This window comes from Streptomyces sp. HB132 (assembly GCF_016909575.1).
Classification (GTDB): Bacteria; Actinomycetota; Actinomycetes; order Streptomycetales; family Streptomycetaceae; genus Streptomyces.
Window position 1 is genome coordinate 867,403 of record NZ_JAFBGA010000001.1, and the last position, 26,092, is coordinate 893,494.

A 26,092-nucleotide genomic window follows, 5' to 3' on the forward strand; every position below is an offset into this window, starting at 1 on the left:
ATGACAGGCGACGGGCCGGTGAACAGGGCGTACCGGCGCGTCGGTCGCCGGGTGTGACGGAGTACGCCGTCCACCGCCCGACGTCCGCCCTGCCGCTGGCGTAGCGTCGTCCGCACGCGGCATGCTCCGTTCCCCGTTCCTTCCGTCACGACGACCCGGCCCGTCCGCACCGGACCCCGGCACCGTCCGTACCGGCAGGCTCCACGACGGCAGCCGTCACACCCGGGCCGTCACCCCACGGCCGGCCACCGCAACAGACCGAGCACTCCCACCAGGACCGGCGACCCACGTGAGCTCCTCCTCGACCACCCGGAACAGCCCGTACCGTCAGACACGGCGGCGGGCTCCGGGCGCGTACCGGCTGGTGCGCACACCGCCCGGCTCGGTGGACCCTCCTCTCCTGGACGCACCGCAGCGCGCGGTGGTTGACCACCGGGACGGCCCGCTGCTGGTGCTCGCCGGCCCCGGTACGGGCAAGACCACGACGCTGGTCGAGGCAGTCGCGCAGCGCGTGGCCCGGGGTACCGACCCGGCCCGCATCCTCGTCCTCACCTTCAGCCGCAAGGCTGCGGTCGAACTGCGCGACAGGATGGCGGCCCGGCTCGGCGGCGCCCGGGGCCCGCAGGCCACCACCTTCCACTCGTACTGCTACGCCCTGGTCCGTGCCCACCAGGACGCCGACCTCTTCGCCGAACCGCTGCGCCTGCTCTCCGGACCCGAGCAGGACGTCACCGTCCGTGAACTCCTGGCCGGCCAGCTCGGTCTCGAACGTACGGGGCTGGCCCATGTCCGCTGGCCCGACGAGCTGCGCGCCTGCCTGACCACCCGGGGCTTCGCGGACGAGGTGCGCGCGGTGCTGGCCCGCAGCCGCGAACTGGGCCTCGGCCCGGACGCCCTGGCCGCGTTCGCCCGCCGTACGGGCCGCCCGGACTGGAGCGCCGCCGCCCAGTTCCTCGCCGAGTACCTGGACGTCCTCGACGCCCAGGGAGTCCTGGACTACGCGGAACTGGTCCACCGGGCGGTACTCCTCGCCGAGCGCCCCGAGGTGGCGGCGGAACTGGCCCGGAGCTACGACGCCGTACTCGTCGACGAGTACCAGGACACCGACCCCGCCCAGGTGCGGCTGCTGCACGCCCTGGCGGGGAACCCTCGAAGCGCCGCGCCGGGCAGCGGCGGCGGCCGCACACTCATCGCCTTCGGCGACCCCGACCAGTCGATCTACACCTTCCGGGGCGCCGATGTGAACGGCATCCTCGACTTCCCCGACACCTTCCGCCGTGCCGACGGCGCTCCCGCCCCCGTCGGGGTCCTCACGACCTCGCGCCGCTCCGGCGCACGTCTGCTCGCGGCCACGCGGCTGCTCACCCGCCGGATGCCGCTCACCCGCCTGCCCTCGGACAAGGTCCGCGCCCACCGTGAGCTGTCCGCCGTGCGCGGAGGCGGGCAGGTCGAGACGTACACCTATCCGACACCCTCCACCGAGCTGGACAACATCGCCGACCTGCTCCGGCGCGCGCACCTGGAGGACGGCGTGCCCTGGAGGGACATGGCGGTCCTCGTGCGCTCCGGCGGCCGTTCGATCCCGTCCGTGCGCCGGGCGCTCACCTCGGCCGGCGTCCCCCTGGAGATCGACGGCGACGATCTCCCTCTGCGCCACGAACCGGCGGTCGCCCCGCTCCTGACCGCACTGCGCACCGTCGCCACGGCGGCGCTGCGGCCCACTGCGCCGGAGGAAGAGCCGGAGGACGGCCCGGAGGACGGCCCGGAGGACAGGCCGGAGGACAGGCCGGCGGAGAGGGAAGAGACCGGGGCCGGCGCCCCCGGGACGACCGGCGGTAGCGAGGAGACCGGTATCCCCGGGACGACCGGCATTCCCGGGACGACCGGCGGTACGGAGGACCGGGCCGCCGGCGGGAGCGGCGGCGCGGCACCCGGTCTGCTGGACACCGAGACCGCCCTCGCCCTGCTCACCTCTCCCCTCGGGTCCATGGACGCCGCCGACCTGCGCCGTCTCGGCCGAGCCCTGCGTGACGAGGAGCGGGCCGCCGGGAACCGCGTACCGCCGCCGTCCGGGGATCTGCTCGCCCGGGCACTGGCCGAGCCCGAGCGTCTGGTCACGCACGACCCGGCGTACGCCCGCGGAGCCCAGCGCCTCGGCGCGCTCCTGCGCAGGACCCGTGAGCTCCTGGAGGGCGGCGGCACCGCCGAGGAGGCCCTGTGGATCCTCTGGAACGGCACCCCCTGGCCCGGCCGGCTGGAGCGGGCGGCACTGCGCGGCGGTGCGGGCGGCCGGAACGCCGACCGTGACCTCGACGCGGTATGCGCCCTCTTCGACACCGCGGCACGGGCCGAGGAGCGCACCGGCGGACGCGGCGCGCTCAACTTCCTGGAGGAGGTCGACGCCCAGGACATCGCCGCCGACACCCTGTCCCGGCGCGCCGTGCGCCCCGACGCCGTACGGCTGATGACCGCACACCGGTCCAAGGGCCTGGAATGGCGCCTGGTGGTGGTCGCCGGGGTGCAGGAGGGTCTCTGGCCCGACCTGCGCCGCCGGGGATCGCTCCTCGAGGCGGACCGCATCGGGCGGGACGGTCTGGCGGAACCGCTCACCCCGGGGGCGCTCCTGGCCGAGGAACGCCGCCTGTTCTACGTGGCCGCGACCCGGGCCCGTGAACGCCTGATCGTCACCGCCGTCAAGGCTCCCGCCGACGACGGCGACCAGCCCTCCCGCTTCCTGACCGAACTCGGGGTCGAGCCCCGTGACGTCACCGGCCGTCCCCGACGCCCGCTCGCGGTCGCCGCGCTCGTCGCCGAGCTCCGGGCCACGACCGTCGACCCCGCGGCCTCGGACGCCCTGCGCGACGCGGCCGCCCGCCGGCTCGCCCGGCTCGCGGCGCTCACCGACGACGAGGGACAGCCGCTCGTGCCGGCGGCCCACCCCCACCGCTGGTGGGGACTGAACGAACCGACCCGCTCCGAGGTCCCGCTGCGTGACCGGGACCGCCCCGTCGCACTCTCCGGGAGCGCGCTCGACCAGCTCGCCAACACCTGCGCCCTCCAGTGGTTCCTGGGCCGCGAGGTGAAGGCCGACGCCCCGGCGACGGCGGCCCAGGGCTTCGGCAACGTGGTCCACGTCCTCGCCGACGAGGTGGCCTCCGGACGCACCGCCGCAGACCTGGACGTCCTGATGGAACGCCTGGACTCCGTGTGGGACGGGCTGGTCTTCGACGCCCCCTGGAAATCGCAGCAGGAGAAGGGCCAGGCACGAGCCGCCCTGGAACGCTTCCTGCGCTGGCACGTCATGGACCGCGCGGGCCGCACCCCCACCGCCAGCGAGCACGACTTCGACGTGACCCTCGAAGCGGGCGAGTACGCGGTCCGTATCCGGGGCTCCATGGACCGGGTCGAACAGGACACCGAGGGCCGGGCGTACGTCGTCGACTTCAAGACCGGGAAGGGGGCGCCGACCAGGGACGAGGTGGCCTCCCACCCCCAGCTCGCCGTGTACCAGCTGGCGGTCAGGGAGGGCGCCGTGGACGAGGTCTTCGACGGCCGCCGTCCAGGCCCCGGTGGCGCGGAACTGGTCCAGCTGCGCCAGCCCGCCCCGAAGAAGGAGGGCGGCGACACCCTCCCCAAGGTGCAGGCGCAGGAGCCACTCTCCGGGGAGTGGGTCTCCGACCTGCTGGCGACGGCGGCCGGCCGCGTCCTGGACGAACGGTTCACCCCCACGACCGGCCAGCACTGCACCCACTGCACCTTCAAGGCGTCGTGCAGCGCACAGCCCGAAGGCCGCCAGATCATCGATTGACCGATCTGGCCGCGTCCGGGCGGGACGGCGTTGTCGGTGCGTCCGGTTAGCCTTTCCGGAGTGTCCTCCCCCATCACCGATCCCGAGCAGCTCAAGGAGCTCCTCGGGATCCCCTTCACCCCGGAGCAGACGGCCTGCATCACCGCGCCGCCCGCTCCGCAGGTGATCGTGGCCGGAGCCGGTTCGGGGAAGACCACGGTGATGGCCGCCCGGGTGGTGTGGCTGGTCGGGACCGGCCAGGTCGCCCCGGAACAGGTCCTGGGCCTCACCTTCACGAACAAGGCGGCCGGCGAGCTCGCCGAGCGGGTCCGCAAGGCCCTCGTCGCGGCCGGGGTCACCGACCCCGACGTCATCGACCCGGACAACCCCCCGGGCGAGCCCAGCATCTCCACGTACCACGCCTTCGCCGGCCGGCTCCTCACCGACCACGGCCTGCGGATCGGCCTCGAACCCACCACCCGGCTCCTCGCCGACGCCACCCGCTACCAGCTCGCCGCCCGGGTCCTGCGCGAGGCACCCGGCCCCTACCCGTCGCTGACCAGGTCCTTCCCCACCCTCGTCAGCGACCTGCTGGCTCTGGACGCCGAGCTCGCCGAGCACCTCGTACGCCCCGAGGATCTCGTCGAGCACGACACCGGACTCCTCCGGACCCTGGAGACGGCCCGGCTGACCAACGCGGAACTACGCAAGATCCCCGAGACCGCCGGGGCCCGCCGCGAACTCCTCGAACTGACCCGGCGCTACCGGGCGGCCAAGCGCAGCCGCGACCTCCTCGACTTCGGCGACCAGATCGCCCTCTCCGCCGAGCTCGCCCTCACCCGGCCCGAGGTCGGCACCATCCTGCGCGAGGAGTACCGGGTGGTCCTGCTCGACGAGTACCAGGACACCTCCGTGGCCCAGCGGCTGCTGCTGGCCGCACTCTTCGGCGGAGGGGGCGGGAGCGGCACGGCGGGCCACGCCGTCACCGCGGTCGGCGACCCCTGCCAGGCGATCTACGGCTGGCGCGGGGCCTCCGTGGCCAACCTCGACGACTTCCCGCACCACTTCCCGCACGCCGACGGCACACCGGCCACCCGCTACTCCCTCAGCGAGAACCGCCGCAGCGGAGGCCGGCTCCTCCACCTCGCCAACGGTCTCGCCGAACCCCTGCGCGCCATGCACGAGGGGGTCGAGGCGCTGCGTCCCGCCCCCGGAGCCGAGCGGGACGGCACGGTCCGGTGCGCACTGCTGCGCACCCACGCCGAGGAGATCGAATGGCTCGGCGACTCGCTGGCCCACCTGGTACGGACCGGTACGGCACCCGGGGAGATCGCCGTCCTGTGCCGTACCGCTGGAGACTTCCCCCTCATCCAGGCCGCCCTCGTCGCCCGGGACATCCCGGTCGAGGTCGTCGGCCTGTCCGGCCTGTTGCACCTACCCGAGGTCGCCGACCTCGTCGCCGTCTGCGAGGTCCTGCAGGACCCTGGGGCCAACGCCTCCCTGGTCCGGCTGCTCACCGGCCCCCGCTGGCGCATCGGACCGCGCGACCTCGCCCTCCTCGGACGCCGCGCCCGCCTCGTCGTCCACCGTTCCGCCCCCGGTGACGACGAAACCGACCCGGACCACCGGCTGGCCGAGGCCGTCGAGGGCATCGACCCGGCGGAGGTGATCTCGCTCGCGGACGCCCTCGACACCTTCCTGGAGTCCGGCGGCTCGGAGGACGACCAGCTGCCGTTCTCCGCCGAGGCCCGCGTCCGCTTCGCCCGTCTCGCCACCGAGCTCCGTGACCTGCGCCGTTCGCTGGCCGACCCCCTCATGGACGTACTGCACCGCGTCCTCGCGACCACCGGCCTGGAGGTGGAGCTCTCCGCGTCGCCGCACGCCCTGGCCGCACGCCGCCGGGAGACCCTCGCCAACTTCCTGGACGTCGCGGCCGGGTTCGCCGCCGTGGACGGGCAGGCGACCCTGCTCGCCTTCCTCGGCTTCCTGCGCACCGCCGCGCAGTACGAGAAGGGCCTGGACAACGCCCTGCCCGGGGGGGAGAACACCGTGAAGGTCCTCACCGCCCACAAGTCCAAGGGCCTGGAATGGGACGTCGTCGCCGTCCCCGGCCTCGTCGGCGGACAGTTCCCCAGCACCCGGTCCCGGGACTCGTGGACCTCCCAGCCCCAGGTCCTCCCGCACGCCCTGCGCGGCGACGCGGCCACGCTTCCCGCCCTGGACACCTTCGACGCCAAGGGCCTCAAGGCGTTCAAGGAGGAGATGACGAGCCATCAGCACACCGAGGAGCTCCGCCTCGGTTACGTCACCTTCACCCGCCCGCGCAGCCTGCTGCTCGGCTCCGGCCACTGGTGGGGCCCGTCCCAGAAGAAGCCCCGCGGCCCGTCCGTCTTCCTCGACGCGCTGTACGAACACTGCGCGGCCGGATACGGAGAGATCGAGGTCTGGGCGGACGAGCCCGAGGAGGACGAGGAGAACCCGGCGCTGCGGGAGACCGGCGCCGACCAGGCCTGGCCTCTCCCGCTCGACGACACCGCCATGGCCCGCCGCCGCGCCGCCCGGGACACGGTACTGGCGCACCTGGAGGCTCTGGTCGCCACGTCGGCGCCGGACCCGTACGACGTCGCGCACCCGGTCCCGCACGCCTCGCCGTACGACGAGGAGCCCGCGTACGAAACGTCGTACGACGAGGAGCCGCCCTACGACGAGGAGCTCCCTGACGAGCCCCCCTACGACGAGGCGGACGTGCCTTTCGCCGACCCGTTCCCGGACGGTGAGCCCTCACCCCCGGCCGCCCCGCCCGCTCCCGCCCCGCACGTCCCCGCCGCGCGCACGCCCGTGGACGAGGGCCTCACCCCGGAGGAGTCCCGCGCTCTCGCCTCCTGGGACCGGGACCTCGACGCCCTGGCGGGTGAGCTGCGCCGTGCCCGTGCCGCCGTGCGCGACGTCGTCGTGCCGGCCACCCTGTCCGCCACGCAACTCCTGCACCTCGCCGACGACCCCGACGGCTTCGCGCGGGAGCTCGCCCGCCCGATGCCGCGCCCCCCGCAGCCCGCGGCCCGCCGGGGAACCCGCTTCCACGCCTGGGTGGAGTCCCGCTTCGAGGAACTGCCGCTGCCCATGCTGGGCCCGGACGAGCTCCCCGGGGGCGACGAGAGCGACGCGGAGATCGCCGACGAGCGCGACCTCGCCGAGCTCAAGGAGGCGTTCGAGCGCACGGCGTACGCCCGGCGTACTCCGTACCGTGTCGAGACACCGTTCCAGATCACCCTCGGGGGCCGGGTGATCCGCGGCCGGATCGACGCGGTCTACCGCACGGGAGACACGTACGAGATCGTCGACTGGAAGACCGGCCGGCACCGCACGGCCGACCCGCTCCAGCTCGCCGTATACCGCCTGGCCTGGGCGGAACTGCACGGCCTGCCGCTGGACGCGGTGACCGCGACCTTCCTCTACGTACGTACCGGGGAGACGTCCCGCCCCACCGCGCTGCCCGGCCGGGAGGAGCTGGAGAAGCTCCTGCTGGACGAGCCAGCTCCGCAGGGCCGATAGGCTCATGAGCATGAGCGACACCCCGGACAGCGCCGTCCGTACGTACACCGAGCAGCACCGCGCGGCCTTTCTCGACGACCTCGCCGAGTGGCTCCGCATCCCGTCGGTGTCCGCCCAGCCGGAGCACGACAAGGACGTACGGCGCAGTGCCGAGTGGCTGTCGGGGAAGCTCGCCGGGACGGGGTTCCCGGTCACCGAGATCTGGGAGACGCCCGGCGCCCCCGCGGTGTTCGCCGAGTGGCCGTCGGAGGATCCGGACGCGCCCGTCGTCCTCGTCTACGGCCACCACGACGTGCAGCCCGCGGCCCGCGAGGACGGCTGGAGCAGCGACCCGTTCGAGCCGGTGATCCGCGACGGCAGGATGTACGGACGCGGCGCGGCCGACGACAAGGGCCAGGTGCTCTTCCACACACTCGGTGTCCGCGCCCACCTCGCCGCGACCGGCCGCACGACGCCCGCCGTCCACCTCAAGCTCCTCATCGAGGGCGAGGAGGAGTCCGGTTCGCCACACTTCCGCGCGCTGGCCGAGGAACGTGCCGCCCGCCTCGCGGCCGACGCCGTGATCGTCTCCGACACCGGCATGTGGGACGAGAACACCCCCACCGTCTGTACCGGCATGCGCGGCCTCGCCGAGTGCGAGATCGAGCTGTCCGGTCCCGGCCAGGACATCCACTCCGGGTCGTTCGGCGGCGCCGTACCCAACCCCGCGACAGAGATCGCACGCCTGGTCGCAGCCCTCCACGACCCGGAGGGCAGGGTCGCGGTCCCCGGCTTCTACGACGGGGTCGCCGAGCTGACGGACACCGAGCGGGCCCTCTTCGCCGAGCTGCCCTTCGACGAGGCCACCTGGCTGCGTACGGCGGCCTCGCACGCCACCGCAGGCGAGGCGGGCTACTCCACCCTCGAGCGCGTCTGGGCCCGCCCCACAGCCGAGGTCAACGGCATCGGCGGCGGCTACCAGGGGGCCGGCAGCAAGACCGTCATCCCCTCGTCCGCCATGGTGAAGCTGAGCTTCCGACTGGTCGCGGGCCAGGACCCGGAGAGGATCCAGGAAGCGGTCCGCGCCTGGGCCAAGGCCCGGATCCCGGCCGGCGTCCGCCACCGGATCACCTTCTCGCCGGCCACGCGCCCCTGTCTGACCCCCCTGGACCACCCCGCCCTCCAGGCGGTTGCGCGCGCCATGGGAAGGGCCTTCGGGACGAAGATCCTCTTCACCCGCGAGGGAGGCTCGGGGCCCGCCGCGGACCTGCAGGACGTGCTCGGCGCACCCGTCCTCTTCCTGGGGATCTCCGTACCGTCCGACGGCTGGCACGGCCCCGACGAGAAGGTCGAGCTCGACCTCCTCCTCAAGGGCGTGGAGACCGCCGCCCACCTGTGGAGCGAGCTGGCCGACGCACTCCGCTGAATCTCTGAACGCCCGATCCGCCCCCCGGGGGAGTAGGAAGCACCTGTGAGCACCTTCGACAACGCCACCGCAGACCGTCCGATCGGTCTCACCGCGCCCAGCGGTATCGACCGCGCCGCGCACCACCGGCTCGACGAGGCCTGGCTCGCCGCGGCCTGGAGCCACCCGAGCACCAGAGTCTTCGTCGTCTCCGGGGGACAGGCGCTCATCGACGACACCCCCGACGGCGGCACCGAGCTCGTCATGACGCCCGCCTTCGAGGCGCCGGTCACCGAGACCCACCGCTACTTCCTCGGCACCGACGAGGACGGCGTGCGCTACTTCGCGCTCCAGAAGGACTCCCTCCCGGGCCGCATGGACCAGTCGGCACGGCCGGCCGGTCTGCGCGAGGCCGGGATGCTCCTCGGCCCGCGCGACGCCGGTCTGATGGTGCACGCGGTTGCCCTGGAGAACTGGCAGCGGCTGCACCGCTTCTGCTCACGCTGCGGCGAGCGGACCGTCATCGCGGCCGCCGGGCACATCCGCCGCTGCCAGGCGTGCGGGGCGGAGCACTACCCGCGCACCGACCCCGCGGTGATCATGCTGGTCACCGACGACCAGGACCGTGCCCTGCTGGGACGCCAGGTGCACTGGCCCGAGGGGCGCTTCTCGACCCTCGCCGGCTTCGTCGAGCCGGGGGAGTCGATCGAGCAGTCCGTGGCCCGCGAGGTGTTCGAGGAGGCGGGGGTCACCGTCGGCGAGGTCGAGTACATCGCCAGCCAGCCCTGGCCTTTCCCGTCCAGCCTGATGCTCGGCTTCATGGCACGCGCCGTGTCCTTTGAGATCACCGTCGACGGCGAGGAGATCGAGGAGGCCCGCTGGTTCTCCCGCGAGGACCTGACGGCCGCCTTCGAATCCGGCGAGGTGCTGCCCCCGTTCGGCGTCTCGATCGCGGCGCGTCTGATCGAGCTCTGGTACGGCAAGCCGCTCCCGAGGCCGGGCAACGCGGCCTGAGCGTCCGCGCAGGCGTACATGACGAGGGCCCCCGTCCCGCGGGGGCCCTCGTCACACACCTGGGCGGGTCGGGCGCCGGCCCGCTCTCAACGCGGACCGAGCAGCATCACGTCGTGCAGGTCCGCGCTCTGCCCCCAGGGCCGCGCCTCGCCGATCTTGCTGTATCCCCACGCCCGGTAGGCGGCCGATGCCGCCGTGCTGCCCGGGTGGACGTTCAGCAGAACCCGCTCGGCTCCGATGCCGTCGAGCAGTTCCTCGTGCAGGCGGCGCGCGACGCCCCGGCCGCGCCACGGTCCGCGCACGGCGAGTTCCATGAGCCCGAAGGTGCGGTGCCCGTCCTCGCGCCGCATGTCCTCCGGCACCGGCTCGGTCAGTTCGTCCCACCAGCCCGTGTCGGGTCCGAGCGGGTAGCCGTACGCCATGCCGACCGGCTCGCCGTCCTCGGAACGGGCCAGGGCCGCGCTGAAGGCGCGGTTGCGGGTCTGGAGCGGGAAGCGGCGGAAGGCGGCAGCGACGTCCTCCTCGGTCTCGTCGTACGGAGGTTCGGCGAACGCTTCGGCGTAGATCAGCCTGAACGCGTCCTCGGCCCGCGCGGCGGCCGACCCGTCCATGCGCTCGACCGCGACGGTCCCTCGCCACGTCATGTGGTGCCCCTCGGATGCTGCGTAGTGTGGCGCCCCGCGCACGGCCTCGCCGCGCGCGCGGCCTTGTCAGGCCGATGCGGTTCTGGATGCGCGGACCCCCCGGCCGGCGTCAGGCCGGTCGGGGGGTCCGCGCAGCGGGAGTCAGGCGCCGAGCGCCTGCTTCACCTGCGCCAGGCTCGGGTTCGTCATGACGACATCCGAGCCGCCCTGGGCGGGAACCACCAGAACCGTCGGGACTGTCTGATTACCGCCGTTCGCCTTCTCGACGAAAGCTGCCGATTCCGGGTCGTGCTCGATGTTGACCTCGGTGTACGCGATGCCTTCGCGGTCCATCTGGCCCTTGAGCCGGCGGCAGTAGCCGCACCACGTGGTGCTGTACATCGTCACAGTGCCCGGCATGTCCTCGGTGCTCCCTTGTCTCGTCCGTCTGGCTGGATGCGGGGCCGCGCGTACGCTCCCGCATGGAGGGAACGCACGGGACACGACCACCATTCCCCGCGCGCCGGGCTGTACGGCGGACGTTCACCGCACCCGCGCCGTACCGGCACGGCGAACGTCACCTGGCGCGCGTCGCACCGATGCGGCGAACGTCACGGGCGCGCGTCGCACCGGTACGACGAACGGCAGCCCCTGTGGACAACCGCCGCGACCGCCCCTCACGACCTGGCAGCATGGCAGGGTGACAGCAGCAACGCATTCCACCCTCTTCCCACAGGTCCCCGACTCCGCGGACGCCGTGCTCGACGGGCTCGACCCGGAGCAGCGCGAGGTCGCGCTCGCCCTCGACGGACCCGTGTGCGTGCTGGCCGGAGCCGGTACGGGCAAGACCCGGGCGATCACGCACCGCATCGCCTACGGGGTGCGTGCAGGGATCCTCCAGCCGACCACCGTGCTCGCCGTCACCTTCACCAACCGGGCTGCCGGGGAGATGCGGGGCCGGCTTCGCCAGCTCGGTGCGACTGGTGTCCAGGCCCGGACCTTCCACTCCGCGGCCCTGCGTCAGCTCCAGTACTTCTGGCCGAAAGCGGTCGGTGGTGAGCTTCCACGGCTCGTGGAGCGCAAGGTCCAGCTGGTCGCCGAGGCCGCGGCCCGCTGCGGGATCCGGCTCGACCGCAACGAGCTGCGTGACGCCACCAGTGAGATCGAGTGGGCCAAGGTCACCCAGACCGTGCCGGCGGACTATCCCGCCGCGGTCGCCAAGACCCAGCGGGACGCCCCGCGTGACCCGGCCGAGCTCTCGCAGATCTACGCGATGTACGAGCAGCTCAAGCGCGACCGGTCGGTGATCGACTTCGAGGACGTGCTGCTGCTCACCGTCGGCATCCTCCAGGACCGGCACGACATCGCCGATCATGTGCGCCGTCAGTACCAGCACTTCGTCGTCGACGAGTACCAGGACGTGAGCCCCCTCCAGCAGCGGCTCCTCGACCTCTGGCTCGGCGACCGTGACGATCTCTGCGTCGTCGGCGACGCCGGGCAGACGATCTACTCCTTCACCGGTGCCACCCCCGACCATCTGCTGAACTTCCGCACGCGGCATCCGGACGCGACGCTGGTCAAACTGGTGCGGGACTACCGCTCCACGCCCCAGGTCGTCCACCTGGCCAACGGTCTGCTGAGTCAGGCCAGGGGCAAGGCGGCCGAACACCGGCTGGAGCTGGTCTCGCAGCGGGACAAGGGCCCCGAACCCGTCTACACGGAGTACGCCGACGAGCCCGCGGAGGCGGAGGGCACCGCGCGCCGCATCCGTGACCTGATCGCCGCCGGGGTCCCGGCCGGTGAGATCGCCGTGCTGTACCGGGTCAATTCCCAGTCCGAGGTCTACGAGCAGGCTCTCGCCGACGCGGGTGTGCCCTACCAGCTGCGCGGCGCCGAGCGCTTCTTCGACCGCCCCGAGGTGCGGGAGGCCGGCGTCGCCCTGCGGGGCGCCGCCCGCGCGGGAGGCAACGACTCGCTGCTCGACGGCGCCGACGACCTGCCCTCCGAGGTGCGGGCGGTGCTGTCCACGAAGGGCTGGACCTCCAAGCCGCCCGCCGGTTCAGGGGCGGTGCGGGACCGCTGGGAGTCCCTCGCGGCGCTGGTGCGCCTGGCGGAGGACTTCGAACAGGCCCGGCCGGGAGCCACGCTCTCCGATCTCGTGGCCGAGCTCGACGAGCGGGCCGCGGCGCAGCACGCACCCACCGTTCAGGGCGTGACCCTGGCGTCGCTGCACTCGGCGAAGGGCCTGGAGTGGGACGCCACGTTCCTCGTCGGGCTCACCGAGGGCATGATGCCGATCGCCTACGCCAAGACGGACGAACAGGTCGAGGAGGAACGCCGCCTGCTCTACGTCGGAGTCACCCGGGCCCGTTTCCACCTCTCGCTGTCATGGGCACTGTCCCGGTCGCCGGGGGGCCGAGGGAACCGCCGGGCCACCCGCTTCCTCAACGGGCTGCGGCCCGGCTCGGCCGCGCTCGGCGCGCGGGGCGGCACCGGAGGAGGTGGCGGCATCGACCGCGGCTCCCGCGCGGGTACGGGCGGCAGCGGCACGCAGACCGCGGCGAGGGCGGGCAGAAGGGGTCTGGCGCGCTGCCGGGTCTGCGGCAAGTCACTCACCGAGGCCGGTGAGATGAAACTGATGCGCTGCGAGGACTGCCCCTCGGACATGGACGAGGGGCTGTACGAGCGGCTGCGCGAGTGGCGCGCGGACCGCGCGAAGGAGATCAGCCAGCCCGCCTACTGCGTCTTCACCGACAAGACGCTGATGGCGATCGCGGAGGCCGCGCCGGACAGCGAGGGCGAGCTCGTCGTCATCGCCGGTGTCGGCAACCGGAAGCTGACCAGGTTCGGGGCCGACGTGCTGGCCATCTGCGCAGGCCGGACGGTGGGTCAGGAGCCGGGGGAGGACGACGGCGAGGTGTGAGAAAAACTCGTCGAAAAAATAGTTTGCGCCCACAGCAGCAATCACCATAGGTTCTTAACCACGGGAACAGCGTCTTCTCTGAAGCCCTGACTCCGTGCTGTACTTATCCGAATACCGCAGGATCGGCCCCGGCCGGTCCCCTGAGACGCCGAGAGGAGGCGATTGTCGTGATCAGCATCATCAACACCATCGAAGTGACCGATCCGTCGGTCGTCTCCGCCTGCTCGCTCGGCCTCACCCGCTCTTCGGCGCTCTCGCTTCGTGGCATCGGTGTGTCCGGCGTCTCCGCCGTCAGCCCGCTGTCCGTCACCGGTCTGCCCGTGCGGGAGCGCAATGAGCGACCGACCGAGGCACCGGAAGCAGCCGTAGTGAAGGGACAGGCCTCGGCCTATGCCTTTGCGGCAGCCGCAGCCGGTGCCGGAGCCAAGAAGCAGACGACGCAGCACCACACGATGTGGGCCTTCCGTGGGCCTGAACCCTGGAGTGATCCAGCCTGATTCGAATCAGGCCGGCGCCTTCAGGGCCGCGGAACCCCACTCGGGATCCGCGGCCCTTTTGTTTTGTCCGAACGGATGAGACGAGACGAAGGAGCCTCGGGGACAGCAAGACCTGGTACCAGCCGCCAACCGGCCCACAGGCCGGCACGACCAGACGAGGACAACACCACCGTGCAACTCGAGACGCACGCCCCGTCCGTACCGCCTTCCGACACGATCTCCCCGCCCGGTCTCACGGAGGACTCCACCTTGATCCCGCTCACCGCGCTCACCGCGCTCGACGACGCCATCGAGAACCTCGGCGTGCCCGTCCCCTGCCGTTCCTACGACCCTGAGGTCTTCTTCGCCGAGTCGCCGGCGGACGTCGAGTACGCCAAGTCCCTCTGCCGGACCTGCCCGCTGATGGCGGCCTGCCTCGCAGGTGCCAAGGAGCGTCGCGAGCCGTGGGGTGTCTGGGGTGGCGAGCTCTTCGTCCAGGGCGTCGTCGTCGCCCGTAAGCGTCCGCGTGGTCGTCCGCGCAAGAACCCGGTCGCGGCGTGACCGCCGGCCTGGGGGTCATGACCCCCACACGGATGAAGCGCATCGGAACCATCGACCGTCCCCAGACCCATGACCCGCGAAATCAGGCACCAATGATCACCGCCACGAGTGAGCCCGTCGGCTCCGCGACCCCGGACGTCACCATCATCGGCGCGAACGACTCGCGCCAGAACAGGACCCGCGAAATGCAACTCATCCCAGAAGCCCTGGCCCGTGCGCATATGCACGAGCGTCTGAGGGAGGCCGAGGACGGACGTCGGGGTGCGCGCCTGATGTCCGCCCGGCGGATGCAGCGCCGGGCGGAGCGCGCGTCGATGCGCGCCCGCCGCGCGCTCGCCATCGCCGTCATGCACTGACAGTTCCACCAGCAGTACGGCGCACCACGGCTGCCGGGCCACCGCTCGGCCCCGCAGGCAGCCACCCTCCCCTTTCAGCGGGGCCGGCCGAACAGAGGCCGGCCCCGCAGTGCGTTGCGGCGCGCGCGGCCCGGCCCACGGCGTTATCGTCGGCGGGTGGACGAGGAGACTCATCACCCCGCCGAGACGTTCACCGACCATGTGGTGTGTGCCCGCTGCGGCACCACCGCGGAATCGGACGTCCCGCCTCCGACGTGGCTCTGCTCCGTGGAGAACGGCAGGCGCCAGTACTTCTGCGACGACTGCGCCCGTGCCCATATCCGGGCCGTCGAGAGCCGTCTCGACTCCGCCTGGTGGTGACCCGGCGCGCAGGGCCCGCGGCCTGGGCGGTGTGCGCGTGACCGCACGACGTGGGTGAGCCTCACACCTCGACCGCCGTGCCCTCCTCGGCGCTGTCCTCCTCGTCCGGTTCGCAGTCCGGGAGGAATCCCGGCAGCCAGGACTCCAGCTCGTCCCGCAACCGGACCGTCGCCCCCAGCTGGCACAACACCCCGATCGTGCTCAGCGTCACCCGATGTATCAGCAGATAGGACGGGGGCAGATTCAGCTGCTTGCCCAACTGGTGCGCGGGAGAGCGCGGATCGGCGATCCGGGCTGCCTGGCTGCGCAGCCAGGAGCGGGTGAAGGTGAACTCGTCCGCCTGGGCCGGCTCGATGATGGGGAGCAGATACTCGAGGACTGCTTCCGGTTCGAGGTCGATCGACTCCTTGACGAAGCCGTCCTCCCGCAGCATGGCGTAGACGCCGTCCGCGTCCCCCTCCAGCGTCATCCGCAGGGCGTCGCCGATGGTCCGGGGCAGGCCGCCCGGCAGCCGGTCCACCGTGCCGAAGTCCATGACCCCCAGACGCCACTGGCCCAGATCGTGGTCCGGTCCGTCCACCTCCCCGGCAGTCACATCCGCCGGAGGGAGGAGCCGGAAGTTCCCCGGATGGGGGTCCGCGTGCAGCAGGCCGGTGCGCGCGGGGCCCGAGAAGAGGAAGCGCGACAGGAGCTGGCCGGCCCGGTCCCGCTGTTCCGTGGTGCCGTCGGCGATCACCTCCGACAGCGGAACCCCCTCCATCCACTCCGTCACCAGCACCTGATCGGACTGATGCACCACTGCCGGGATCGCGACGTCCGGATCGTCGGCGAACTCCACCGCGTGCTCCTGCTGGGCCCCCGCCTCGAGCTCGTAGTCCAGTTCCTCGGACACGCGGTCGCGCAGTTCCGTGATGAGCGGCTTGATGTCCATTCCGGGAACCAGTGGCCCGAGCAGCCGTGCGAAGCGGCTGAGTTGGGTGAGATCCGACAGCAAGGCCTCACCTGCGCCCGGGTACTGCACCTTCACGGCGACGTGCCGTCCGTCGTGCCACACGGCGCGGTGGACCTGTCCGATCGAGGCCGCGGCAGAGGGCTGGTCCTCGAACTCGGCGAACAGGTCCCGCCAGTCCTCGCCGAGCCGCTCCGCGAGCACCCCGTGAACCGTGCGGGTCGGCATGGGCGGTGCCGCCTCCTGCAGTTTCGTCAGCGCCGCCCGGTAGGGGCCCGCGACATCCTCGGGCAACGCGGATTCGAAAACGGACAGAGCCTGTCCGAGCTTCATGGCGCCGCCCTTCAGCTCACCGAGCACCTTGAAGAGCTGGTCCGCCGTGCGCTGCTGGACCTCGCGTGCCACTATCTCGGCGGACTTCCCGCCGATCCGCTTGCCGAGGCCCCATGTGGCACGCCCGGCGAAGCCGAGCGGGAGAGCGGCCAGCTTCGCGGTACGGGTGACCGCCTTCCGGGGAAGATCAGACATGTGCCCCTCCAGTTCGCAGACTGCCGTGCCGCGTGGGTATTCGGCTCCGCTCCGTCGGCGGCGGTCACCCCGCCATTGTGTCCTGCGTGGCGCCGGCCGCGGGGGTGAGCTCCACCTCAGTGTGCCCGGCGGCACCGCAGACGCAGTCGAGATGTGGCTCCAGCCTCTGCGACCGCCAGTCAAGGAGGGGCATGGCGGCCTCCCACCGCGCCCCGGTGCTGCCGGGGAGCTCTCCGTCGAGGAACGACAGGGCGTGGGCCGCGGCGAGGCCGGCCACCGCGCCGGCCAGGCCCAGATCGCAGGCCTGCACACAGGTGCGCCGTCCTGACCTCCACTGAGCGAGCATCCGCGGCCACTGGGGGTCGGCCTCCGCACGGTGCAGTGCCAGGCAGCCCGCGCAGCCGGTACCACCGGGCAGCACCAGCGGCCCGACCACTCCGGTGGCCTCGATCACTCCGGCGTAGAGATGGGGGGTGCCCGCAGTGATCCAGGGTGCGGCCGTGTCCGGATCGGGTGCGTAGACGGAGAGGCCGTCCCTGGGTGCCACCACGATCAGGGACAGCGCGGGCTCTGCGCCCACCGCAGCCGTGCCGTTCCTGCCTGCCCCGCCCGACGGGTGAGGACCGCCGACGGCAGACCGGCGCACCAGCTGCCGGGCAGCTGTGTCGCGGCGCTCTCCGACCGAGGAGACCGGCAGCCCACCCGGCGAGACGTCCCAGGGCTCGGTGCGGCCCCCGTCGAGCACGTCGACATGGCCCACCCCTGACCCGGACAGCACCGCGGCGATGGCCGCTCCGACCCTGCCCGCGCCGCGGACCTGCACCCGCATCGCGCGCCGGGCCGCGAGTCTGCGCAGCCCGCCGCCGGGCGCCGGATGGACCACGGAGAGGGCCGCCGCGTCGGGACGCTGGCGCTCCAGGGTCTCCGCCCGACGGCGTAAGGCGTCGGCCTCCGGGCCACCCGCGTCCGGATCGTCCAGCAGACCGGCCTCCGTAAGGCGTGATACGAGAATGTCCACGTGACGGTCCGACAGATCCAGGGCCCTGGCCTCTTCGCGGAGCAATGGAAGTCCGCGTGTTCCGTCGAGCAGTTCCAGAAAGCTTCCTGTGGCGATATCCATCGGCCCCAGCGTTACCGCGTGCGCGGGTGTCACACCGAATTGCACGGTGTTCCGTCCACGCCAGGCCCGGCGCAGTGCGGGCTTCAGCATCGGGTGCATGACTTCTCCCAGGTCGGTGCCGGCATCCGTTGCCAGAATGCAACGTGGAGGGCAAGGCGTGCCGAAAGTTATCCACAGGCTGGGGCGTTAGTCGTTCAAATGGTGCGGGACGAGAAGTGGATCAACGTCGAACCGTCGAGGAGGCGGGACTTCCCGCACCGCCGCCAGGTAACGTCGTGCCGTGCCCGCCGACTCCTCTCCCGGTCTCGCCGGAGAGACCCACGCGCGCAGCGCCCGCCGTCGGCAGCGCAGCGCAGCCACCCCCCAGCCCCGCGCCTCGGTGTCGAGCGCCGTGGAGGTCCGCAGGAGCACCCGGCGCAGCAGAACGGTCTCCGCCTACCGGGAGGGCGACCGCACCATCGTGCTCATCCCGGCGCGGATGTCGGAGGCCGAGGAGCAGCGCTGGGTCGGAGTGATGCTCGACAAGCTCGCCGCACAGGAGAGCAAGCGCGTCATCGGCGACAGCGAGCTCACCGACCGCGCCGAGCGGCTGTCCGGCCAGTACCTCGGCGGCCGGGCGCGCCCTGTCTCCGTGCGATGGGTGACCAACCAGAACACCCGCTGGGGATCCTGCACGCCCGCCGAGGGCAGCATCCGGCTCTCGCACCGGCTGCAGGGCATGCCGGAGTACGTCGTCGACTACGTACTCCTCCACGAGCTGGCCCACCTGCTGGTTCCGGGCCACGGACCGCGCTTCTGGCGGCTCCTGGAGGCATACCCCCGGACCGAGCGTGCGCGAGGCTACCTCGAAGGTGTCGCGGCGGCCGACCGGCTCCCGCACCTGCCTGCCGCCCGCGAGGAGTGACATCGCCGATTCTGTACCGGGTCTGTACCGACTTGGCTCATTGTCGCGGTTTGCGGTTAGCCTGACGCGACGCATTCACCTTCGGGATGGGGGACGGTCGTTACGCATGGCCAGGGAATTTCAACGCGGCCACAAGGCCAAGATCAGTGATCTCACGTCAGGGACGGATCTGTACGTAGGCGTGCAGATCGCGGGCTCCGGCCTGACGTTCGACATCAGCTGCTTCGGTCTCGATGCCAACGAGCAGCTCTCCGACGACCGGTATTTCATCTTCTTCAATCAGCCGAAATCGCCTGAGGAGTCCATTCAGCTTCTCGGCGCCCAGGCCGGTGACACCGAGTCGTTCCGCGTCACACTCGACCGCATTCCGGCGAACATCCACAAGCTGTCGTTCACCGCGACCCTCGACGGCGCCGGTCAGATGTCGCAGGTCGGACCGGGATACATCCGTATCGTCGCGGGCGGCGAGGAAGTGGTGAAGTATGCCTTCACCGGTTCGGAGTTCACCACCGAACGCGCCGTCATGCTCGGCGACTTCTACCTGAAGGACGTCTGGCGGTTCGCCGCGGTCGGCCAGGGCTTCGACGGCGGCCTCGACGCGCTGCTGAAGAACTTCGGCGGGGAGGTCGCGGAGGAGGAAGCTCCCGCCGCACCGCCCCAGGGAGCCGCTCCCTCGTTCGCGCCCCCCGCCCAGGCCTCGGCGCCTCCTGCCTTCGGTGCTCCCGCCGCCCTCCAGGCGCCGCAGCCCGCACCGGCATTCGGCGCTCCGGCGGCACCGGCCCCCGCACCGCAGCAGCAGCCGATGCACGCCGCGCCGACCATCTCGGCACCGGTGGTGCCGCCGGCGCCCGCTCCGTACGGGCAGCCGCCCCAGCAGCCGCAGTTCGGACAGGTACCCGGGCAGGCGTCACCCCCCGCCGCACCGCCCTACGGCCAGCAGCCCCCGGCCGCACCGCCGTTCGGGCAGCAGCCCCCGGGGACGCAGCCGGGGATGCCGCACGGCGTGCCCCAGGGTGTTCCCGCGGGCGGCGCGGGCCTGCAGGCGGCCCTGCAGCCGTACAAGGAAGCGGCCACCGGCCAGCGCTGGACCTCGCAGAACCAGCAGCTCATCCGTGTCGACCTCACGATGGGCGGAACACCGGTGCTGGCCCGGCAGGGCAGCATGGTCATGTACCAGGGCAAGGTCGACTTCGGTTACAAGGGCGCCGGTTTCGCGGGCCGCATGGTCGGTAACGCCACGGGCCAGGAGATGCAGCTGATGCGCTGTACCGGCCGTGGCCAGGTCTTCCTCGCCGAGGAAGGGGCGCATCTGCACCCCATCGAGCTGCAGGGCGACGGCATCTGCGTCTCCGCGGAGAGCGTCCTCGCCTTCGACGAGTCCCTGCAGTACGAGGTCCGCAGGATCGAGGGCCACGGCATTCCCGGCGGCGCCCTGTTCACCATGCTGTTCCAGGGCACCGGCACCATCGTCGTCAAGACCCACGGGGTGCCGGTCGTCCTGCCGGTCACACCGACCACCTTCGCCGACTGCAACGCCGTGGTGGCCTGGTCGTCCGCCTCCCAGGTGATCATCTCCAGCCAGGTCCGGCTGCGCCGCAACGCGTACCCGGGGCACAGCGGGGAGACCGTGAACCTCCAGTTCCGGGGAGCACCCGGAAACTTCATCGTCGTCCAGCCCTACGAGGTCTGAGGGAGCCCGTCATGAATCAACAGCTCGCGGGCTTCGCCCCGACCCCCGTCACGGCCCGCATGGAGAACCACGGCCGCGCGATGCTCAAGGTCGCCATGGCCACCGGCCAGGACCTCTACGCGCGCACCGGCTCGATGGTGGCCTACGAGGGCTTCATCCAGTACGAACCCAACCCGCCGGCCGTCCGCCAGATCGCGTCCCAGTGGATCACCGGTGAGGGCGCGCCCCTGATGAAGTGCGCCGGTGACGGACTGCTCTACCTCGCCGACTACGGCGCGGACGTGGTCGTCATCAATCTCGACAACGACTCCCTCTCGGTGAACGGCACCAACCTCCTGGCCTTCGACGGCCACCTCACCTGGGGCGTGGAGCGGGTCAAGGGTCTGGCCAAGTTCGCCGGCCAGGGCCTGTGGAACGTCGGCATCCAGGGCACGGGCTGGGTCGCCATCACCTCGCGCGGCACGCCGATCGTCGTCGACTGCGGCCGCGGCGACGACGAGACGTACGTCGACCCCGACGCGCTCGTCGCGTGGTCACCGAACCTCAAGGTGAAGGGCAAGCGCAGCTTCAAGGCGAGCTCCCTCATAGGGCGGGGCAGCGGAGAGGCATATCAGATGGCCTTCTCTGGGCAGGGCATCGTCGTCGTCCAGCCGAGCGAGGACAGCACCGACCGCCTCCGGGTCCGGAACTGAGCGGGGGAGGGAGAACATCATGCAGAGTCCGCTTTTCAGTCACACCGAGCAGCAGTCCCAGGACCGCTACACCGTCCAGAACCCGCAGCTCCTGCGGGTCGCGCTGACCGGCCACGACGACGTCCTCGCCCGGAAGGGCGCCATGGTCGCCTACCAGGGCCTCATGGAGTTCGACGGGGAGTACCAGTCGCAGGGCCAGCGCCGCGCCCGCAGGAACACGGGCGAGGGCCTCGACCTCATGCGCTGCTCGGGGCAGGGCACCGTCTACCTGGCCAACCTCGCGCAGTACATCCATATGGTCGATGTCGATCACGAGGGCATGACGGTCGACAGCGCCTACGTCCTCGCGCTGGACTCCTCGCTGCACACCGAGGTCATCGCGGTGGACAGTCAGTACGGGATCTCCGGCACGGGCAAGTACCAGCTGAACATCTCCGGGAACGGCAAGGTCGCGCTGATGACCTCCGGCCAGCCGCTGATGATGCAGGTCACCCCTGACAAGTACGTCAACGCCGACGCGGACGCGATCGTCGCCTGGTCGAGCGGGCTGCGGGTGCAGATGCAGGCCCAGACCCACTCCACGGGTGTCGCCCGGCGTCGCGGCAACACGGGGGAGGGCTGGGAGCTCAGCTTCCTGGGCCAGGGATTCGCCCTCGTCCAGCCGAGCGAGGTGCTCCCGCCGCAGAACGCGCAGATCGGCCAGGGTGCCGCGGCCCAGTTCGGTGTGGGTCAGCACGGCGCACGCAGCCAGAACCAGAACAACGCCTGGAACTGAGCCGCCCCGCCCCGGCGGAGCTCGACAGGGTGAGGGGCGGTTCCCACGGGAGCCGCCCCTCACCCCGTGTCTAGAAGCCTCGGTCCAGCCGTACGCGGGTGCTCTCCAGCAGTCGCACGACCGAGGCGTCCGCCACCCCCGCCACCTCGTCGTAGGGGAACCAGCGCAGATCGAGGGACTCGTCGCTGATCCGCTCCACCGCTCCCGGCGTCGCCGTCGCGGCGTACTGCACATCGAGATGCCAGCGGCAGGGTGCCGGGATGGGATGCCTGTCCAGCCGCACCGGCCCGCCGGGCAGCAGGCTGAGCCCGGCGATCCCCGACTCCTCCTTGGCCTCACGCAGGGCCGCAACCGCGAGACCCGTGTCCTCGGGCTCGCAGTGCCCGCCCATCTGCAGCCACATGCGCAGCTTCCTGTGCAGGGTCAGCAGGACCCTGCCCCGCCCCGGGTCGATGACCAGGGCGCTGGCCGTCAGATGTCCGGCCCCGCACGCCTTCCACATCCCGTCGGGGTGACCGGAGAGGTGATCCAGATACACCTGCCGCAGTTCCGCCTGCTGTGCGTCGTCACCGACGTAGCCCTTGAGTACGCCTACCGCGTCGTCGTGCAGGCTCACCGGCCGGTGTCGTCCTTGCCGTCGTTCTGGTCGTCCCCGGGCTCCTCTTCGCCCCGGTCCTCGGCGGCGGGCTTCTGAGGGCCCTTCGCCGCTTCACCGAGCATCTTGTCCAGCTCGGAGAAGTCCAGCTGCTCGTGGTGGACGAAGCCGTCCGGATCGTCCAGGTCCTGGGCCGTCGGCAGCATGTCCGGGTGCTCCCACAGACCGTCCCGGCCGTCCACACCCCGGGCGTCCGTGAGCGACGCCCACAGCCGGGACGCGTCGCGAAGCCGGCGCGGGCGCAGCTGGAGACCGATCAGCGTGGCGAACGTCTGTTCGGCGGGGCCGCCCGAGGCCCGGCGCCTGCGCATCGTCTCGCGCAACGCGTCCGCCGAGGTCAGCCTGGACTTCGCGGCCTCGTGCACCACCGCGTCCACCCAGCCCTCGACGAGGGCGAGGGCGGTCTCGAGGCGGGCCAGCGAAGCCTTCTGCTCCGGGGTGTCCTCCGGCTGGAACATCCCCTGCTGAAGAGCGTCCTGCAGCTGCTCGGGCTGCGAGGGGTCGAACTGTCCGACGACGTCCTCGAGCTTGCTGGTGTCGACCTTGATGCCACGCGCGTACGCCTCGACCGCACCGAACAGATGCGAGCGCAGCCACGGGACGTGGGCGAAGAGCCGCTGATGGGCCGCCTCTCGCAGTGCCAGGTACAGGCGCACCTCGTCCTGCGGCACGCTCAGGTCCTTGCCGAACCGCTCGACGTTCAGCGGAAGCAGAGCGGCCTTGCCGGCCGGCGCCAGCGGAAGTCCGATGTCGGTCGAACCGACGACCTCGCCGGCCAGCACGCCCACGGCCTGCCCGATCTGCTGGCCGAACATGGCGCCGCCCATGGACCGCATCATGCCGATCAGCGGGCCGGCCATGGCCTGCATCTCCTCCGGCAGGACGTCGCCCATGGCCAGGCCGACGCGCTCCGCCACCGGGTCCACCAGCTGTTGCCACGCGGGCAGCGATGCCTCGACCCACTCCGCGCGGCTCCACGCCACCGTCGAGACGGAACCCGAGGGCAGCGACGTCACGCCGTCCAGCCAGAGGTCGGCGAGACGCAGCGCCTCGTCGACGGAGGCACGCTCCGCGGGGCCGACGCTCGCGTCCTTGCTGCCGTCGGTGGTGCCCTGCGACACCGTCTGGCGGGCGATCTGCTTGGCCATGTCCCAGTTGACCGGACCGCCCTCGTAGCTCAGCATCTGGCCGAGCTGCTGGAAGGCGGCACCCAGGTCGTTCGGGTTCATCGAGCCGAACATCGCGGCGAACGGGTTGTCCCCTCCCGCGCCGAAGCCGAACGGGTTCGCCGGCCCGCCCGCGCCCTGCCCACCACCGGTGGGGTCCTTCTTCTTGCCTTCGTCGCCGTCTTCCGGCTCCTCCGGCGGAAGGCCGAATCCGAATGGGGTGTCACTCACGGGTTTCCTCGGCTCGTAGGGCCGCCGGCTCGAACCGACGGCGACTGCCCGACATCACCATCCAGCGTAGACACCAAAGACCGCTCGGGGCCCTCAGTGCTCCGCCGGCTCCCGGCCTGCGGCAGGATGGACGCCACCTGGTACGCACGCGTCATACGGGTACGTACTGAAGACAACCGCTGGAGACGCCCGGTGAGTTCCCCAGATCCGCAGGTTCGCGCAGCGCGAAACCTGGCCGACCCCTCGCCCGAAAGCAAGCCCACGAAAAATTCCTCCCGAAGCCGCGGCCCCGTCGTCGCGGTCACCGGTGCCGCGTCCGGTGTCGGCGAGCTGCTCACCGCCCACCTCGCCGCATCCGACGCGATCAAGCAGGTCATCGCCATCGACGAGCGCCGCGGGGAGGTCTCCGAGGCGACGTGGCACATCCTGGATGTACGGGATCCCGCCATCGCCGAGAAACTCCGCGGGGCCGACGTCGTCGTGCACATGGCGCTCGACCTCGACCTGGAGACCGACGCCGCCGCGCGTACCGCGTACAACGTACGCGGCACGCAGACGGTGCTCACGGCGGCGGCCGCCGTAGGCGTCCATCGGGTCGTGCTGTGCACCTCGGCGATGGTCTACGGCGCTCACGCCGACAACGACATCCCCCTCTCCGAGGACGCGGAGCTGAGGGCCACGGCGGAGGCCACCGGGGTCGGCGACCTCCTGGAGGTCGAACGGCTGGGCCGCCGCGCGCCCCGGGCCCACCCGGGGCTCAACGTCACGGTGGTGCGCCCCACCGTCCTGGTCGGCGGTACGGACACGGCGCTCACCCGGTACTTCGAGTCGCCCAGGCTCCTCGTCGTCGCCGGCTCACGCCCCGCCTGGCAGTTCTGCCACGTCGACGACCTGGTGACCGCCCTGGAGTACGCGGCCCTGGAGAAGATCGAGGGGGAGTTCGCGGTCGGCTGCGACGGCTGGCTCGAACAGGAGGAGGTGGAGGAACTCTCCGGAGTGCGCCGCATGGAGCTTCCGTCCGCCGTCGCCCTCGGCGCCGCTGCCCGGCTGCACCGGATCGGCCTCACGCCCTCACCTGCGGGCGATCTCGCCTACACCATGCACCCCTGGGTGGTCAGCGTGAGCCGGCTCCACGACGCGGGATGGCGCCCCCGGTGGACGAACGAGGAGGTCCTGGCCGCGCTCCTGGAAGAGGTGGAGGGACGCCACACGCTCGCCGGCCGGCGGCTCGGCCGAAAGGACGCCACCGCGGCGGGGGCCGCCGGGGCGACCGTCGCACTGCTCGGCACGGCGGCTCTCGTCCGGCGGGCCCGGAAGGCGCGCCGACGCTTCTAGGGCGGCCGCCAAATCCCACGGCCCGGTCACCCGCCTGGTAGGAGGCTCCAAGCGGTCCGGCGCGTCACCGGTCGAAAACGCTATTCCGGGAAGCCGGTGCCGTGCGGCACGATGGTGCCATGGCACGCACCCACGACCACCCCGGCGAGCAGAAGGCCCAGGACCCCATCCGGCTCCTGGACATCCGTGACACACCGCTCTCCGTCGACGAGATCTTCCGCGCTGTCGGGGACGACGCCGCGGGAGGGATGGCGCTCTTCGTCGGCACGGTGCGCAATCACGACGGGGGACAGGACGTCGGCGCCCTCGGCTACTCCTGCCATCCGACGGCCGGTGACGAGCTCCGCAGGGTGGCCGAGAAGGTGGTGGCGGAGTTCCCGGTGCGGGCGCTTGCCGCCGTCCACCGGGTGGGTGAACTGGGTGTCGGCGATCTGGCGGTGGTCGTCGCCGTGTCATGCGCCCATCGGGGTGAGGCGTTCGAAGCCTGCCGCAAGCTGATCGACGACCTCAAGCACGAGGTCCCGATCTGGAAGCACCAGCGTTTCTCCGACGGCACGGAGGAGTGGGTCGGCGCCTGCTGAGCGCAAACCGCCCCAGGGGGCATCAGCCCCGATTTGCGTAACCGCACCCCTGCCGTGAGCGTTGGTCCTGCAGGTGGTTAATCTTCTGATCGTCAGTTGCGGTCGCTCATGGGGTAGGGAGGTCGTGATGGCAGCACTCGCTTGGCTGTTGATTCCGCTTATAGCCGCGCTCGGCGCGGCGATATGGGGAGGGTGGGCAGCCCGCAATCGAACGACCGGCGATGTCACCGAACTCGCCGGCTACGCCAGGTTCCGTGAGGCGATGGAGAAGGCGCACTCCGGTTCCGAGGCCGTCTGAGACTCCGCAGCTGTACGCAGTTGCCAATCACGCGCCGCCGCACCCGCTCCGTGGACGTGGCCCTCCCGGCGAGTGGATCCACGACCCACCACCGGCCCCGCGACCGCTCGTGGCCCCTCCCGGCCGACCCGG

At 71.8% G+C, this 26,092-nt stretch carries 22 protein-coding genes; 16 read left to right on the forward strand and 6 right to left on the reverse strand.

What is annotated here, in order from left to right:
* Window positions 1–289: 289 nt before the first annotated feature.
* Genes JOC24_RS04205 through nudC form a run of 4 tightly spaced genes read left to right on the forward strand, consistent with a single transcriptional unit; the run spans window position 290 to window position 9,737 of the window.
* On the forward strand, window positions 290–3,808 hold the full coding sequence (locus JOC24_RS04205) for an ATP-dependent helicase (RefSeq protein WP_205018704.1): 3,519 nt from the start codon (window positions 290–292) through the stop codon (window positions 3,806–3,808).
* A 60-nt stretch (window positions 3,809–3,868) separates the two neighbouring features.
* Window positions 3,869–7,339 carry an ATP-dependent DNA helicase gene (locus tag JOC24_RS04210; protein WP_205018705.1) on the forward strand — a complete coding sequence of 1,157 codons (3,471 nt, stop codon included), beginning with the start codon at window positions 3,869–3,871 and terminating at the stop codon, window positions 7,337–7,339.
* A gap of 10 nt (window positions 7,340–7,349) precedes the next feature.
* Window positions 7,350–8,744: a dipeptidase gene (locus JOC24_RS04215; RefSeq protein WP_205018706.1), complete on the forward strand. Its 1,395-nt coding sequence runs from the start codon at window positions 7,350–7,352 to the stop codon at window positions 8,742–8,744.
* A 45-nt stretch (window positions 8,745–8,789) separates the two neighbouring features.
* A complete protein-coding gene (nudC, locus tag JOC24_RS04220) occupies window positions 8,790–9,737 on the forward strand; it encodes an NAD(+) diphosphatase (protein ID WP_205018707.1) in 948 nt (315 codons plus the stop codon).
* A gap of 86 nt (window positions 9,738–9,823) precedes the next feature.
* Here the strand turns inward: nudC and JOC24_RS04225 are convergent, their stop codons facing one another.
* Window positions 9,824–10,381, reverse strand: coding sequence for a GNAT family N-acetyltransferase (locus JOC24_RS04225; RefSeq protein WP_205018708.1), 558 nt, complete (start codon window positions 10,379–10,381; stop codon window positions 9,824–9,826).
* Between the two features lie 141 nt (window positions 10,382–10,522).
* Window positions 10,523–10,780 carry a mycoredoxin gene (locus JOC24_RS04230; protein WP_205018709.1) on the reverse strand — a complete coding sequence of 86 codons (258 nt, stop codon included), beginning with the start codon at window positions 10,778–10,780 and terminating at the stop codon, window positions 10,523–10,525.
* A gap of 280 nt (window positions 10,781–11,060) precedes the next feature.
* Between JOC24_RS04230 and JOC24_RS04235 the strand changes: the two genes are divergently transcribed.
* From JOC24_RS04235 to JOC24_RS04255, 5 genes are all read left to right on the forward strand, one after another.
* Window positions 11,061–13,283, forward strand: coding sequence for an ATP-dependent DNA helicase UvrD2 (locus JOC24_RS04235; RefSeq protein ID WP_205018710.1), 2,223 nt, complete (start codon window positions 11,061–11,063; stop codon window positions 13,281–13,283).
* A gap of 167 nt (window positions 13,284–13,450) precedes the next feature.
* The gene (locus JOC24_RS04240) at window positions 13,451–13,780 is read left to right on the forward strand and encodes a hypothetical protein (protein WP_205018711.1); all 330 of its coding nucleotides are present in this window, start codon (window positions 13,451–13,453) and stop codon (window positions 13,778–13,780) included.
* Window positions 13,781–13,951: 171 nt separating this feature from the next.
* The gene (locus tag JOC24_RS04245; RefSeq protein ID WP_205018712.1) at window positions 13,952–14,320 is read left to right on the forward strand and encodes a WhiB family transcriptional regulator; all 369 of its coding nucleotides are present in this window, start codon (window positions 13,952–13,954) and stop codon (window positions 14,318–14,320) included.
* A gap of 32 nt (window positions 14,321–14,352) precedes the next feature.
* Window positions 14,353–14,676, forward strand: a complete 324-nt coding sequence (locus tag JOC24_RS04250) for a hypothetical protein (protein WP_205018767.1) — start codon at window positions 14,353–14,355, stop codon at window positions 14,674–14,676.
* Window positions 14,677–14,832: 156 nt separating this feature from the next.
* Window positions 14,833–15,036, forward strand: coding sequence for a hypothetical protein (locus JOC24_RS04255; RefSeq protein WP_205018713.1), 204 nt, complete (start codon window positions 14,833–14,835; stop codon window positions 15,034–15,036).
* 61 nt (window positions 15,037–15,097) lie between these two features.
* Here the strand turns inward: JOC24_RS04255 and JOC24_RS04260 are convergent, their stop codons facing one another.
* Both JOC24_RS04260 and JOC24_RS04265 read right to left on the reverse strand, forming a co-directional pair.
* Window positions 15,098–16,513: an ABC1 kinase family protein gene (locus tag JOC24_RS04260; RefSeq protein WP_205018714.1), complete on the reverse strand. Its 1,416-nt coding sequence runs from the start codon at window positions 16,511–16,513 to the stop codon at window positions 15,098–15,100.
* A 64-nt stretch (window positions 16,514–16,577) separates the two neighbouring features.
* On the reverse strand, window positions 16,578–17,732 hold the full coding sequence (locus JOC24_RS04265) for a ThiF family adenylyltransferase (RefSeq protein WP_205018715.1): 1,155 nt from the start codon (window positions 17,730–17,732) through the stop codon (window positions 16,578–16,580).
* A gap of 181 nt (window positions 17,733–17,913) precedes the next feature.
* Here JOC24_RS04265 and JOC24_RS04270 point away from each other — a divergent pair, with 181 nt between their 5' ends.
* The 4 genes from JOC24_RS04270 (at window position 17,914) to JOC24_RS04285 (ending at window position 21,694) form a co-directional block, all read left to right on the forward strand.
* Entirely contained in the window at window positions 17,914–18,537 is a 624-nt protein-coding gene (locus tag JOC24_RS04270) for a M48 metallopeptidase family protein (protein WP_205018716.1), read from the forward strand.
* Between the two features lie 106 nt (window positions 18,538–18,643).
* A complete protein-coding gene (locus JOC24_RS04275; RefSeq protein WP_205018717.1) occupies window positions 18,644–20,227 on the forward strand; it encodes a TerD family protein in 1,584 nt (527 codons plus the stop codon).
* An 11-nt stretch (window positions 20,228–20,238) separates the two neighbouring features.
* Window positions 20,239–20,919 carry an AIM24 family protein gene (locus JOC24_RS04280; RefSeq protein ID WP_205018718.1) on the forward strand — a complete coding sequence of 227 codons (681 nt, stop codon included), beginning with the start codon at window positions 20,239–20,241 and terminating at the stop codon, window positions 20,917–20,919.
* A 19-nt stretch (window positions 20,920–20,938) separates the two neighbouring features.
* A complete protein-coding gene (locus JOC24_RS04285; protein ID WP_205018719.1) occupies window positions 20,939–21,694 on the forward strand; it encodes an AIM24 family protein in 756 nt (251 codons plus the stop codon).
* 70 nt (window positions 21,695–21,764) lie between these two features.
* Here the strand turns inward: JOC24_RS04285 and JOC24_RS04290 are convergent, their stop codons facing one another.
* Together JOC24_RS04290 and JOC24_RS04295 are read right to left on the reverse strand one after the other, a co-directional pair.
* Window positions 21,765–22,310 carry an NUDIX hydrolase gene (locus JOC24_RS04290; protein ID WP_205018720.1) on the reverse strand — a complete coding sequence of 182 codons (546 nt, stop codon included), beginning with the start codon at window positions 22,308–22,310 and terminating at the stop codon, window positions 21,765–21,767.
* Window positions 22,307–23,746 carry a zinc-dependent metalloprotease gene (locus JOC24_RS04295; protein ID WP_205018721.1) on the reverse strand — a complete coding sequence of 480 codons (1,440 nt, stop codon included), beginning with the start codon at window positions 23,744–23,746 and terminating at the stop codon, window positions 22,307–22,309. Before JOC24_RS04295 ends, JOC24_RS04290 begins: the two co-directional genes overlap by 4 nt.
* Window positions 23,747–23,938: 192 nt before the next feature.
* Here JOC24_RS04295 and JOC24_RS04300 point away from each other — a divergent pair, with 192 nt between their 5' ends.
* The 3 genes from JOC24_RS04300 (at window position 23,939) to JOC24_RS04310 (ending at window position 25,960) form a co-directional block, all read left to right on the forward strand.
* A complete protein-coding gene (locus JOC24_RS04300; protein ID WP_205018722.1) occupies window positions 23,939–25,081 on the forward strand; it encodes an SDR family oxidoreductase in 1,143 nt (380 codons plus the stop codon).
* Between the two features lie 119 nt (window positions 25,082–25,200).
* On the forward strand, window positions 25,201–25,662 hold the full coding sequence (locus tag JOC24_RS04305) for a molybdenum cofactor biosynthesis protein MoaE (protein WP_205018723.1): 462 nt from the start codon (window positions 25,201–25,203) through the stop codon (window positions 25,660–25,662).
* A 127-nt stretch (window positions 25,663–25,789) separates the two neighbouring features.
* Window positions 25,790–25,960: a hypothetical protein gene (locus JOC24_RS04310; RefSeq protein ID WP_205018724.1), complete on the forward strand. Its 171-nt coding sequence runs from the start codon at window positions 25,790–25,792 to the stop codon at window positions 25,958–25,960.
* Window positions 25,961–26,092: the final 132 nt, after the last annotated feature.